This is a genomic window from Camelimonas sp. ID_303_24 (assembly GCF_053543495.1).
Window position 1 is genome coordinate 52,484 of sequence record NZ_JBLLJM010000003.1, and the last position, 13,078, is coordinate 65,561.

Sequence of the window (13,078 nt, forward strand, 5' to 3'; positions counted from 1 at the left end):
AAGCGTTTTCCGGTTGTCTGCCTTGGACCGGGCGCTCAGTCGCTGGCGCTGCTTTCCCAAGCGGCGTGCAGCACGCCAGGCTCCGCCCCCAGCGCATTGACCACGGCTTCGATTTCGTCCGGGTCGACCGAGTTGCTGGCCAGCACGGCGATGAGATCCACGGCGCCATTGCCGTGGGTCGCCTCACGCACGTCGGAGATGGGGTAATAGGCGTCCTTCAGCCGCTGCACCAGCAATTCGCGGATCGGCCCGACGTCGGCGCGCGTCGTCGTGACCGTAACCTCGATGGTCAGTTCGGCGCTCTGCTCGTCCACCGGGATGCGGTTGATGGCGTTGACCAGCGGCCGCAGAAGGGTGTTGCCGGCAACAACGAAAATGGTGATGAGCAACGCCTCCGCCAGCAGATCGACGCCGGCCGCCGCGCCCACCGCCGCCGAGCACCACAACGTGGCGGCCGTGTTGAGGCCGCGCACGTTCATGCCTTCCTTCATGATCACGCCGGCGCCCAGAAAGCCGACGCCGGAAACCACATAGGCGATGACCCGCAGGGACTCCTTGTCACCAGCGATGCGGGCGGCCACATCAACGAAAGCGGCGGCGCCCACGGCGACCAGCACATTGGTGCGCAGGCCAGCCGACCGCAGCCGGAACTGCCGCTCGACGCCGATGATGGCGCCGCAGATAAACGCGGCCAGCAGGCTGATGATCGAATCCAGAAACGGCAGCAACTCAAAGGTCTGGATGAAACGCATGCCGGGCCAACTCCTGTACGCGCGCCGGGGGAGCCCGCCCGTTACGACGGTTTCATGACAACCATGCGTCAGCCGCTCCGCCCCAGGCTTTCCCGGCCAGGCGTTTTCGGCCAAACGCGTTTCGGCCAGCCGTCTTTCCGCGAACCGCTTTGCCGCGAAGCGCTTTGCCGCGAAACGTCGCAACGTCTTCCGCGACGAAACCGCTTCAGGCAACGGCTGCCCGATGGATCGACGCTGCTGCTGTCTACTCCGGCAGCACCGCGGCGAAAAGCTCTGGCCTGGCCTGAAGCTTTCGCATCGCCGCATCTTTCCCCGCCGCATCGCCGGCAATGCGCAGCCGCCACAGGCCGCCAGGCTTCGGCCCGTCGACAATGCGCATGCCATTGTCCTGTAGCCAGGCGCCAGCGTCGGCGATAGTGACGCCAGGGGCGAAGCGCGCCAGCGCATGCACGCCGCTCTCCAGCCCCGGCGCGGATGCGGTGACATAGCCGCCAGGCTGTTGCCGGCTCCCGGACGCCAGATGCGCCAGCAGCCCGGTCTGCAGCACGGCCAGCGCCGCGAGGCCAGCGACTGCGTAGCCCATGGCGCGCGGGGTGAATGCATCCGCCAGACCCGCCAGCCAGGCCCGCAGGCCGCCAGGCTCTTGTCTGGAACCCTGCCTGGAATCTTGCCTGGGACCTTGCCCGGGACGCGGCGCGGCGTGGTTCTGGGACGCCGCCTGACGCGTGGGGCTGGCGGCGGTTTCGGCGTCGATCAGGGCGAACAGCCGCTCGCGCGCCGCCGGCGACGGCGCGGCGATGCCATCGTTGAGCAGTACGGTCTGGCTGCGCTCTTCTTCGACAAGGTCGAGCCGGCGCCGGAATTCGGCGTCGTGGGTGAGGCGGGCCTCGACCAGCCGCGTTTCCTGCGCCGACAGTTTGCCGGCTGCGTAGAAGGGCAGCAACAGCTCCAGGTCATCATGCGGGGGCTGCGCCGCCGCTGGCGCGGATGTCATGGTTGGCTCCCTGTCGGTCATCATGGCCATCCCCTGTCGACGCCCGCTTCGGCGAGCAGGCCCGCCAGGCGCTTGCGCGCATGGAACAGGCGGGTTTTCACGGTGTTGGCCGGAATGCCCAGAATGCGGGCGACCTCATCGACGCCCTGCTCGTGGTAATAGACAAGGTCGATGACCTCGCGATGCTCCGGGCTGAGCCGGCCAAGACAGGCGCGCATGATCGCCGCCTTGTCGGTTTTCTGCGCCACGACCTCCGGGTCGTCGGCATCGTCTTCCAGCGTTTCCGCGAAGGCGTCGTCCAGCGGGGCGCTCGTGCGCCGCCGCAGGTGCGACAACGCCTTGAAGCGGGCGATGCCAAGCATCCAGGTGGTGGCGCTGGAGCGCTCCTCGAAGGCGCCCGCCTGGCGCCACACATCGAGAAACACGTCGCTGACCAGTTCCTCCGCCGTCGCCTCATTGCGCACCATGCGGATGAGAAAGCGGAACACCCGCAGGTGATGCCGCTGGTAAAGCGTCATCATCGCCGCTTTGTCGCCCCCGGCGATGCGCCGGATGACCTCCCCGTCCGCGTTCGTGTCCACGACGCCCCCCAGCCGATGTCGCCCTGGAGCCGGCGCGTCCACGCCGGTTCGCTTCATTGATCCGGCGTGGACGGCAAATCCGTCCCCACACACAGGTTAGAGGGCGACGCCCGTCAGTAGCAACGCCGGCGCCAGATGATTTCGCCCCAGGGCGTCACATGCTGGCGCATGACGCAGCGCGGGCCGCGCCAGTAGCCGTAACGCGGGCCGAAATGGTGGCCGTGGCGCCAGCCGGGCCGGCGATGCCCCCAGTGCGGGCCATGCCCATGGCCGTGGCCAATGCCATGATGGCCGTGTCCGTGACCATGCCCGTGACCATGTCCGTGGCCGTGGCCATGACCATGGCCATGACCTCCTGGACGGGCCGTCGCCGCGTCGGACATGACGACGGAGCCGCCCGCCGCGGCAACCGCCAGACCGGCCGCCAGCAGCGCCGCGCGGATGGTTTTGCCGGATGCAATAGCGCTGAACAGGTTCTTCAACATGACGGCTCTCCCTTGCCGGATGGTCTGCCAGGAAGCGGTTTTGCTCCCCTTCATGCCCATGGGTCGCAGCAACGGGCGCATCGGTTCACGGCCTGGATGATTTTTTTTTGGCGAAACAGCATCGACGGCGGCAGGCCCCATCGCCAGATCGCGCGCAAGGGACCTGCGGCAAAGGGCCAGAAGCCGCGCAAGACCGGCTTGAAGCAAAGACCGGGTTGAACCCAGGACTGGGTTGAACCAAAGCGGCCCGCGGCGCGACATACAGGCGCCGGCGTCAGCGCCGGCAAGGTCAGGGCAGCCCCAGACAGGACCGGGGACACCCTTTATCTTCTTGATCTGGCGCGATTTCCTCACGCGAATTGATACCCGTCGCGCGGGAAAACGCTCTATATTTGCTTGACGCGCGGTCGCGCCCGCCATGGGCGCGCCATGCCCCAGATGATGACAGGTAACGGACATGTGGCGAGACATCCGCCAGGCAGGCGCACGCAACCGCATCGCAATGTCAGTCGTGGCGCTGCTGCTCACGCTGCCGTTCGCCGGCGCGCAGGCGCAGTCGGAGTGGCGCCAGCGCCCGGACTATTCGGGCGGTTCTGATGCCGGCCGGGCGCAACGCGACGACGACGGACGGGCCGGGCGCTGGCGGGGACAGTCTGGAGACGCGCCGCGCGCCGCACGCCCGTCGCGCGCGCAAGACGGCTGGCGGGACCACCACGAACCGCGCCGCTTTCCCGGCGAGGCGCGCCCGCGTCCGCCAGGGCCTCTCCCCTACCATCAGCCGCACCATCCGCCGCGACCACGCCCGCGTCCCGGACCCGATGGGGCCTATTATCCGCCGCCAGCCTGGGGCCCAGCCCCCTGGCGGCAGCCCGGCTACCCGGCGCCTGTCTATCTGGATGAGGATGACGACGCCGTGGACATGCCGCCGGCGCCGCAGCCGCGTCGCCGCGCCCCGGCGCGCGCAGCCCCGGAAAAAGCCGTCGCGCCGCCAAAACCGCCGCGCCGCCCGCCGCCCGTCGTTGCGCCCCCAGCGCCGCCGGCGCCGGCCCGCGCTGACAGCGGCGTTCCCGCCGCGGGCGAAACCCGGTTCGCGCCGCGCGAGGTGCTGGTGACCCTGGCGACCAGCGCCGGCGCGCCTGCGGCGGAGCCGCTGGCGCGTGATCTGGCGCGGAGCCAGCGTCTGCGCCTGTTGACCATACGACCGCTGGCGCTGACCGGCGTGCTGCTGGTCCGCTACCAGATCCCGGACCAGCGCACCGTCAGCGCCGTCATCACCCTGCTGGAGCGCGACAGCCGCGTGCTCTCGGCCCAGCCCAATTATCTCTACACATTGACCCAGGCAGAAACGTCCCAGCCAGCAGCGTCCCGGAACGAAGCGCCCCAGGCAGAAACCTCCAGGACGGGGACAGCCGGGGCCGGGGCGGCGCAACCCGCGACCACGCAAGGCGCGACGCCCCCGACGCCCTCGCGGGGCGGCCTCGCCGCCTCCCAGTACGGGCTGGAGCGATTGCGGGCAGGCGTGGCGCAGGTCAGCGCCAAAGGGGCCGGCGTGCTGACGGCGGTGATTGATTCCGGCGTCGACGGCAAGCACCGGGAGCTGGCCGGCGCGGTGGCCCAGGCCATCGACGTGACGCAGGCCGGCGCTGGCGGCGCGCCGGCAGACGCCCATGGCACGGCCATCGCCGGCATTATCGCGGCGCGGGACCAGATGAGCGGCGTCGCGCCCGGCGCGCAACTCGTCGCCATTCGGGCCTTCGCGCCGGCGGCGGGCAAAACCCCGGGAGAAAAAGCCGCCGCCAGCCACAATGGCGCCCATGGCTCGTCGCTGACGGTCATCCTGGCGCTGGAGGCGGCCGCCCAGGCCAAGGCGCGCGTGGTGAACATGAGTTTTGCCGGCCCGCGCGATCCGCTGCTGTCGAAGGCGCTGGCCGCCGCCGCCGGCAAGGGGATGATCCTGGTCGCCGCCGTTGGCAATGACGGGCCGGAGGCGCCTCCGGCCTGGCCGGCGGCCGATCCCAACGTCATTGCCGTCACCGCCACCGACGCCAGCGACCAGCGCGTCGCCGTGGCCAACCGCGGCCCGCATGTCGCCGTCGCCGCGCCTGGCGCCGACATCATCGGCCCGACGCCTGGCAACGCTTACCAGTTCAGCACCGGCTCATCGATGGCCGCCGCCCATGTCACGGGCGCCGTGGCGCTGCTGCTGGAGACAAATCCGGCGCTGACGCCGTCGGAGGCGCGCAAAATCCTGACGGAAACCGCGAAGGACCTGGGTCCCGCCGGGCGCGACGCCGACACCGGCGCCGGCCTGGTTGATGCGGGCGCGGCGGTGGATGCAGCCAGGAAGATGACGGCGCCGGAAACAACATCCTCGGCGCAATAGAGCGCTCTCCGGTCAGATGGAATCGTCTGATCGGCCGCTTCGCTCAAAATGGAGGCTCCATGGGCATTTCCAGCCGCAATGGGCAGGGTCAGCCTCCTCAACGGGGAAGCGGGGACGGACTCACCGTCCCCGTGAGACCGGTGGGGCGATCCGGCGCGGCGCTTCAGACCAGCGCATCCAGATTCTCGTAACGGCGCGCGCGCCCGACGCGGGCGGCGGCTTCCGGCGCGCCCTTTGGCCAGGTTTTGGGCCGGATTTCGGGCCAGGCCTCGACCGCGATGTGTGGCTTGCCCATCAACGCCGTCTGGGCGTCGGTCCAGCGCGGCTCCGGCGCGAACACCACGCGGATATGGTCGCTTTCGATGGCATACGACGACACTTGCGTCAGCCCGGTCACGCCGGTCACCGGATAATCGCCAAGGCCCAGGACGACGGGATAGTCGCCAGTCTCCCAGGTCCTGTTCATCGGCCCGAAGAACGGCGCGGCCTGCCGGTAGTCTTCCGCGCTGACAAATATGGGCGATTCATCGGCGACAAAGCCCTGTTTCACCCGATGTTCCCCCCAATGCTGGACATAAGGATTGGCATTGCCGAGGGCATGGCCGCGCGGCGAGCCGACCGCGACGATTTCCGGCAGCACGCTGTCCCAGGTGAAATGCAGATGCCCCAGATTACGGACCTCGATCCGGCGAAGCACTGCGTCGGTCTGCTCCGGCATAATCGCGTATCCGCCGGGCGGACAGCGTAAACCGTTGGCGTTGACGAGATCAAAGCAGGTGGCGCCAGTTCCCAGATCAAACGCATGCACGCTCACCCGGTCGTATTGCGGGACGCTGCTGCGGAAAGACAGATCAAGCGGTCTGGAAATATCCGGCCGCCTGGCGCTGCCAGATGACGAGGGAAACATGTCCGCGCTCCCGTAAGGAAAGCGGCATCATGCAACGCGACTGGGGCCGGGCGCAGAAAAACCGCAGGGCGAGCGCCCTGCGGCCGATGTCGGCGCTGGGGCATTTCCGGCGGGACCCGGCCCACCGGAAATGCTATACTTTATTGATATCAAGCACTTTCATCGCGAAAGCCGTTTTTCGCCTTCCGCGACAATATTTTATGGCCGCATGGCGAAATTGCTGCGCCCGGCTTCCAGGGTCGGCCACGCCAGATTGACGAAGTCGACCAGCAGCGGGCGGGTTTCGCGCGGATCGATGATCTCTTCCACCCAGAAGGTTTCGGCGCTGCGGAACGGCGAGCGCAGCTTGTTCAGCCGGTCCTCGATCTCGGCCATCTTGGCGACAGGATCGTCGGCCGCGTCGATGTCGGCGCGGTAGGCCGCCTCGATGCCGCCTTCCAGCGGCAGCGAGCCCCAGCGGCCCGACACCCAGGCGTAGCGGAAGCCGAAGCGGCCCGCCGGCTTGTGCACGGCGCCGGCGACGCCGAAGGCGTTGCGGACGATCATGGTGCACCACGGCACCGTGGTCTGGTTCATGGCGGCGAGCGCCCTGACGCCCCAGCGGATGGTGGCCGCCTTCTCTGCCTCAAGCCCGATGAGGAAGCCGGGGCAATCCAGCATATAGACCACCGGCAGGTGGAAGGTCTGGGCCAGGTCCATGAAGCGGATGGCCTTTTCGCAGGCATCCGCCGTCCAGGCGCCGCCGTAGAAATACGGGTCCGAGGCCATCACGGCCACCGGCTTGCCGTCGACGCGGGCGAGGCCGGTGATCAGCGAGCGGCCGAACATCTTGCCGAGTTCGAAGAAGCTGCCCTTGTCCACCACCGCCTCGACGATCGGGCGCATCTTGTAGACCTTGCGGATATCGCGCGGCACCGCCTTCAGCAGGCTTTCCTCGCGCCGCTGCGGATCATCGGTCGGGGCGATCACCGGCGGCAGTTCGTGCACCGAATTGGGCAGATAGGACAGGAAGCGCCGGGCCGCCTCGAAAGCCTCCTCCTCCGTGTCCACCGCCATGTCGATGGCGCCGGAGCGGGTCTGGATTTCCCAGCCGCCGAGGTCCTGCTTGCCCAGCGTCTCCACGGTCTGGCCGAGGCGCGCCACCAGCGGCGGGCCGGCGACGAACATGGCCGAGGTCTTCGACATCACCGAGAAATGGGTGGAGGCAAGGCGCGCCGCGCCGAGGCCGGCGACCGAGCCGAGCCCAAGACCAATCACCGGCACCTCGGCCAGATTGCTGGTCATCAGGTCGAAGCTCTCGCCGCCGCCAATGCCGCCCGGCAAATTGGCCCGGCCCTTGGTCTCGATGGTCTTCACCGAGCCGCCGCCGCCGGAGCCCTCGATGATGCGGATGATCGGCATGCGATAGGCGGCGGCCATCTGCTCGGCCATCTGCGGCTTGGCGGCGATGGAGGCGTCAGCGGAACCGCCGCGCACGGTAAAATCGTCGCCAACCACCACCACCGGGCGGCCATCGACCCGCGCCCGGCCGAAAACGCAGTTGGAGGGCGTGAACGCCTTCAGATTGTTCTGTTCGTCATATTCAGCCATGCCGGCGACGGCGCCGGTTTCATGGAACGTGCCCGTGTCGACCAGACGCTCCACGCGCTCACGCACGGTGAGGCGACCGCCGTCATGCTGGCGCTTGACCTTGTCGGCGCCGCCCATCTCATGCGCCAGGGCCTCGCGCCGCCGCAACTCATCGATTTCCGCCTGCCAAACCATCGAACGCTCCTCCGCGCCGGTAACGGCTGGGGCTCTACCGGCAGGCAAAACCAGGCCCCGGCCCGTGGCGTCACGGCCTCCGCGTCCCTGGTCCCTCCCCACCGGGCGGGCGCGCCGCTCCGGACTTTACGGGCCGATGCAGCCCGTCCTGTTATGCAAAATCGTTATACAAAATTTCATTTTGCTTGCCAGCCATGCGGAGGCGCGCCATCGTTCCCCCGAAGCGCCCGACGCGGGCGGGCGGGAAGGCCCCCAACCGCCAGACAAGCGACAACCCATTGATGCAAATGAGCTAACTGCTTGCTGGCGCTGCATCCATCCGCGCCAAAAGAATTCCGGCGCTGGCGTTCATCCACAGCCGCCAGCGCCAGTTTCCGCAGAAGCGGCCGAAACCAGCCGGCGAGTCGACGCAGGCAAACCAATGACACGGGGCGGCCAGGGCCAGCCCCGGAAGGAAACACAGGAGGAAACGACATGCCGCTCAACGGCTTGCGCGTGCTTGAGGCCGGCTGTCTGCCCGCCGCTGGATACATGGCGCAATTGCTGGCCGGGTTTGGGGCCGAGGTGGTGAAGATCGAACCGCCGGAGGGGGATCCCCTGCGCGGCCTGGCGCCATTCGCCGGCGACGGGCCGGCGGCAACGGGAGCCGGTTACGCCTTTCTGGCGGCCGGCAAGCGCAGCCTTGTGCTGGAGGGGGACGCCGCCGCCCAGGCCCTGGCGCTGGAGCGGCTGATCGCCGGCGCCGACGTGCTGATCGCCTCTGACGGCCCGCCCTTCGGCCATCTGGACATCGCCGCCATCGCGGCGCGACGCCCGGGGCTGATCATCTGCGACGCCTCGTGGTTTGGCCGCAGCGGCCCCTACGCCAACTGGCGGGGCGCCGACGCCGTCTGCAGGGCGCTGGCCGGCCTGGTGGAGAATGTCGGTCCAGCCGACGGCCCGCCGCTGGCGGCGCCGGAGTTCCAGGCCCTGGTCACGGCGGGCGTCTCCGGCCTGATCGGCGTGATGGGCGCGCTATATGGGCGCGCGCGCCATGGCGGCGGCCGGGCGCTGGAACTGAGCGTGTTCGAATCCTGCCTCGCCCATTCCGAATATCAGTGCGCCGATGGCTGGCTGCGCGGCGCCGGCTTTGCGCGCGGCGGCGTCAACCGTTTCGCGCCGACCTATCCGCTCGGCGTCTACAGCGCCGCCGACGGCTGGATTGGCCTGACCGTGGTGACGCCGGCGCAGTGGCGCGAATTCTGCAATCTCCTCGGTCTCGAGCACTACGCCGCCCGGGCCGACATGGCGACCGGCGAGATGCGGCTGGCCTTTGCCGACGAACTTGACGCGATTTTCAACGAGCGCCTGTCGCAGCGGCCAATGGCGGAATGGTTCGCCGAAGCGCTGCGACGGCGGCTGCCGATGGTGCCGGTCTGGGACATGGCCGAGATTGTCGGGAACCCGCAGTTCCGGGCGCGCGGCGCCATTGTCGACATCAGCGTCGACGGACGCACCGCGGCGGCGCCGGGCTGCCCGCTGGCGCTCACCGCGACGCCGCCGCGACGCGGCGGCGCTGTCGCCGCGACAGGCGCCTCCGCCGCCCCCGACTGGCCGGAGCGGCCCGCAGGGACAGCCGCCACTGGCCTGCCGCTGGCTGGCGTCACCATCGTCGATCTCTCGATGGGCTGGGCCGGGCCACTGTGCGGCCGGTTTCTCGCCGATCTCGGCGCCGACGTCATCAAGGTCGAAGCCTGCCGCTATCCGGACTGGTGGCGCGGCGTTGACGCAACGGAAGAGGTGTTCCGCGAGCGGCTTTACGAAAAAGCCGGCCGCTTCTGCGCGCTGAACCGCAACAAGCGCGGCGTCACCCTCGACCTCACCCACCCGGATGGCGTCGCCGCCCTGAAGCAGCTGGTGGCCAGGGCGGACGCACTTGTCGAAAACTACGCCGCCGACGTGCTGCCCAAGCTCGGCCTCGACTACGCCACCCTGCGCCAGGTCAATCCGCGGCTGGTGATGACCTCCATGTGCGCTTTCGGTTCGGCTGGACCATGGAAGCAGGCGCGCGCCTACGGCTCGACCCTGGAGCAGGCCTCCGGTCTGCCCAGCATCGTCGGCTGGCCGCAGGATCCGCCGACCATGGGGCACATCGCCTATGGCGACGCCACCGGCGGCCTGAACGGCGCCGCCGCCACCCTCATCGCCCTGCTGCACCAGTTGCGCACGGGCGAGGGCCAGCACATCGACCTGTCCCAGGTGGAGTGCCTGATGCCGATGACGGCGCCGGCAATGATCGCCGCCTCGCTCGGCGCCGCGCCGCCGCGAACCGGCAGCCGCCACCCGGCGTTCGCGCCGCACAATTGCTACGCCTGCCAGCCGGACCCGGCCGGCGGCGAATGGCGCGTGCAGGGCGCGCCGATGCCGGCGCCGACCAACCCGCCGCCCGGCGCGCGGCCGGAAGGCTGGGTGGTGATCGCCGTCACCGACGACGCCATGTGGCCGGCGCTGGCCAACGCCATTGGCCGGGCTGATCTCGCCAGCGATCCGGCGCTGGCAACCGCCGCAGGCCGCAAGGCGCGGGAGGACGACATTGACGCCGCCATAAACGCCTGGTGCGCCGGGCGCACGGCGACGCAGGCCATGGAGACCTTGCAGCAGGCGGGCGTGGCGGCCGGCCGCGCAAGGCCGGCGCTAGACCTTTACAACGATCCGCATCTGGCGGCGCGCAACTACTGGCGCATCGCCAACCGGGCGTGGATCGGCGACTTTCCCCACGCCGCCACGCCGTTCCGCGACGCCGGCGCAACCGAAGCGCCGCCCCTGCGCTTTCCCGCCCCAACCCTTGGCGAGCACAGCGCCGCCGTGCTGCGCGAGACGCTTGGCCTGTCCGAAGCGGAAATCACCGCTTTGTTCGCCGGCGAGATCACCGGCACGGAGGCGCTGCCGCCGCGACCACGCAGCATGGCGGCGGGATGACGCCTGGCTGGCGCGAGCCCCGCGTCAGCTGGCTGCGGGGCTCGCCTGACAGCGGCGACGGCGCTACACATGGGGCGGCAATACGGGAGGAATGAAACAATGACCGTTAACCGGCAATGGGTGCTGCGGCGCAGGCCCGACGACGCGATTTCGGAAGGCGATCTGGACCTGGTTGAAAAGCCGCTGCCGACGTTGACCGACGGCGAGGTCCTGTGTCGCAATATCTACCTGTCGCTTGATCCGACCCACCGCATCTGGATGAGCGACCGGGAGCAGTATTTGCCGCCGGTGGGCCTCGGACAGCCCATGCGCGGCGGCGTGATCAGCGTCGTGGCCGACAGCCGCTCCACCGCCTTCCGCCCCGGCGACATCGTCAAGCCGGCCATCGGCGCCTGGGAAGACTACACCATTGCCCCGGAAAACCTGGTGCGGCCATTGCAGGACCTTGGCGGCGCGCCCCTGACCGCCTGGATGAGCGTGCTCGGCTCCACCGGCCTCACCGCCTATTTCGGCCTCATGGACATCGGCCAGCCGAAGCCCGGCGAGACCGTGGTGGTTTCCGCCGCCGCCGGCGCCGTGGGCTCGATCGTGGCGCAACTGGCGAAGATGCAGGGCTGCCGCGTCATTGGCATCGCTGGCGGTCCCGACAAATGCGCCTGGCTGCGCGACGACCTGAAGCTCGACGGAGTGATCGACTACCGCAGCGAGGACGTGGGCGCGGCGCTCGACCGGCTGTGCCCCAATGGCGTTGACGTCAATTTCGAGAACGTCGGCGGGCCGATCATGGACGCGGTGTTCAGCAGGATGAACGACTTCGGCCGCATGCCCCTGTGCGGCATGATCTCCACCTACAACAATGACGGCCCCGTGCCTGGTCCCACCGACTTCAGCCGCATCCTGATGCGTCGCCTGCTGGTGAAGGGCTTCATCGTCATTGACTATTTCCCGCGCGCCGCCGAGGCGCTGGGCGTGCTGACGCCGCTGGTGCGCGACGGCAAACTGAAATGGAAAACCCACGTGGTCCAGGGCCTGGAAAACGCCGCCAGCAGCCTCGGCCTGCTGTTCAGCGGCGGCAATGACGGCAAGCTGCTGGTGCAGATCGGACCAGAACCACAGACCGCCTGACGGACGGCGCGCAAGGCCAGCCTGGCCAGTCAGGTCAGGTCTGGTCTGGTCTGGTCACGACGAACACAATCCATGCATGACAGGGAACGCGACAGGTGGATCTGCAACTTCAGGACAAGGTGATTTTTGTCGCCGGCGCCAGCCGGGGCATTGGCCGCGGCATCGTTGAGACATTGCTGGCGGAAGGCGCCAAGGTCGCCATGACGGCGCGCGGCGCTGACGCGCTGGAGCAGGCGCGGGCGGAACTGGCGGAACAATATGGGGCCGACCGCCTGTGGACCTTCGCCGGCGACATGCGCCAGAGCGCGGTGATCGACGCCGCGCTGGCGCGGACGGAAGCAGAGTTCGGCCCGGTGTGGGGCGCGGTGGCCAATGTGGGCCTGCACCCCTGCCCGCCTGGCTTCGAGGTGGATGATGAAACCTGGGACGCCGGCTTCATGCAGAACCTCGACTCGGCGTTTCGCCTGGCCCGCGGCGCCCTGCGGCTGATGACGCCGCGCAAGGAGGGCGCCCTGCTGATGATCAGCTCGATCGCCGGCCTTGGGGCGCTGGGCACGACGCTGACCTATGGCACGGCCAAGGCGGCGATGAACCACATGACAAAGGAGCTGGCCCGCATTGCCGGCGGCGACAATGTGCGAATCAACGCCATCGCCCCGGGCAATATCATTTTTCCAGGCGGCGACTGGGAAGCCCGCGCCAATGGCGAGCGCGCCGACGCCTGGAACAAATGGATTCGCCGCGAGGTGCCCCTGCGCCGTTTCGGTCATCCAGAGGAAATCGGCGCCATGGCGGCGTGGCTGCTGAGCCCGCGCGCCAGCTTCGTCACGGGCGCCATCGTGCCGGTGGACGGCGGCCAGACCCGCTGAGCGCGGCGGACTGTTCACCCGGTGGACCGCTTCCGGCGCGGCATATTTTGGCTGCGCCGGCATTCACCGTGTGAACGCGTCCGCCCCGCTTCCGCAGCGTCATGCCGCACGTGTTGCAAGCATCCACGCCCTGGGCCGCCCGCCTTGTGCAATGACCGGCATGCGTCGCCGCTCGGGCATGGCCGGGACAAGCCCGGTCAAGCAGCAAGCCCCGTCATGCAAACCCCGTCTTGACGGAGACGGGGCCGACGTCGATGAGC

General features: G+C 69.0%; 10 protein-coding genes. 5 read left to right on the plus strand and 5 right to left on the minus strand.

Annotation, left to right across the window (positions count from 1 at the left end; translation table 11 throughout):
• Positions 1-35 precede the first annotated feature (35 nt).
• The 3 genes from ACERNI_RS03290 to ACERNI_RS03300 all read right to left on the minus strand — a co-directional run bounded on the left by ACERNI_RS03290 (position 36) and on the right by ACERNI_RS03300 (position 2,327).
• The gene (locus ACERNI_RS03290) at positions 36-752 is read right to left on the minus strand and encodes an MgtC/SapB family protein (protein ID WP_448831848.1); all 717 of its coding nucleotides are present in this window, start codon (positions 750-752) and stop codon (positions 36-38) included.
• Positions 753-996: 244 nt separating this feature from the next.
• Positions 997-1,746 carry a hypothetical protein gene (locus tag ACERNI_RS03295; protein WP_448831849.1) on the minus strand — a complete coding sequence of 250 codons (750 nt, stop codon included), beginning with the start codon at positions 1,744-1,746 and terminating at the stop codon, positions 997-999.
• A 20-nt stretch (positions 1,747-1,766) separates the two neighbouring features.
• The gene (locus ACERNI_RS03300; protein WP_448831850.1) at positions 1,767-2,327 is read right to left on the minus strand and encodes a sigma-70 family RNA polymerase sigma factor; all 561 of its coding nucleotides are present in this window, start codon (positions 2,325-2,327) and stop codon (positions 1,767-1,769) included.
• A 266-nt stretch (positions 2,328-2,593) separates the two neighbouring features.
• Here ACERNI_RS03300 and ACERNI_RS03305 point away from each other — a divergent pair, with 266 nt between their 5' ends.
• Together ACERNI_RS03305 and ACERNI_RS03310 are read left to right on the plus strand one after the other, a co-directional pair.
• Complete coding sequence (locus ACERNI_RS03305) at positions 2,594-3,031, plus strand: hypothetical protein (protein ID WP_448831851.1); 438 nt, start codon at positions 2,594-2,596, stop codon at positions 3,029-3,031.
• Between the two features lie 238 nt (positions 3,032-3,269).
• Positions 3,270-5,195, plus strand: a complete 1,926-nt coding sequence (locus tag ACERNI_RS03310; RefSeq protein WP_448831852.1) for a S8 family peptidase — start codon at positions 3,270-3,272, stop codon at positions 5,193-5,195.
• A gap of 163 nt (positions 5,196-5,358) precedes the next feature.
• On the opposite strand, the gene ACERNI_RS03315 is transcribed toward ACERNI_RS03310, so the two are convergent.
• Together ACERNI_RS03315 and ACERNI_RS03320 are read right to left on the minus strand one after the other, a co-directional pair.
• Entirely contained in the window at positions 5,359-5,913 is a 555-nt protein-coding gene (locus ACERNI_RS03315; protein ID WP_448831853.1) for a hypothetical protein, read from the minus strand.
• A gap of 387 nt (positions 5,914-6,300) precedes the next feature.
• Positions 6,301-7,866: an acyl-CoA carboxylase subunit beta gene (locus tag ACERNI_RS03320; RefSeq protein WP_448831854.1), complete on the minus strand. Its 1,566-nt coding sequence runs from the start codon at positions 7,864-7,866 to the stop codon at positions 6,301-6,303.
• A 474-nt stretch (positions 7,867-8,340) separates the two neighbouring features.
• On the opposite strand from ACERNI_RS03320, the gene ACERNI_RS03325 reads away from it, so the two are divergent.
• The 3 genes from ACERNI_RS03325 (at position 8,341) to ACERNI_RS03335 (ending at position 12,818) form a co-directional block, all read left to right on the plus strand.
• On the plus strand, positions 8,341-10,824 hold the full coding sequence (locus tag ACERNI_RS03325; RefSeq protein ID WP_448831855.1) for a CaiB/BaiF CoA transferase family protein: 2,484 nt from the start codon (positions 8,341-8,343) through the stop codon (positions 10,822-10,824).
• 99 nt (positions 10,825-10,923) lie between these two features.
• Positions 10,924-11,949: an NADP-dependent oxidoreductase gene (locus tag ACERNI_RS03330; protein WP_448831856.1), complete on the plus strand. Its 1,026-nt coding sequence runs from the start codon at positions 10,924-10,926 to the stop codon at positions 11,947-11,949.
• Between the two features lie 95 nt (positions 11,950-12,044).
• A complete protein-coding gene (locus ACERNI_RS03335; RefSeq protein WP_448831857.1) occupies positions 12,045-12,818 on the plus strand; it encodes an SDR family NAD(P)-dependent oxidoreductase in 774 nt (257 codons plus the stop codon).
• Positions 12,819-13,078: the final 260 nt, after the last annotated feature.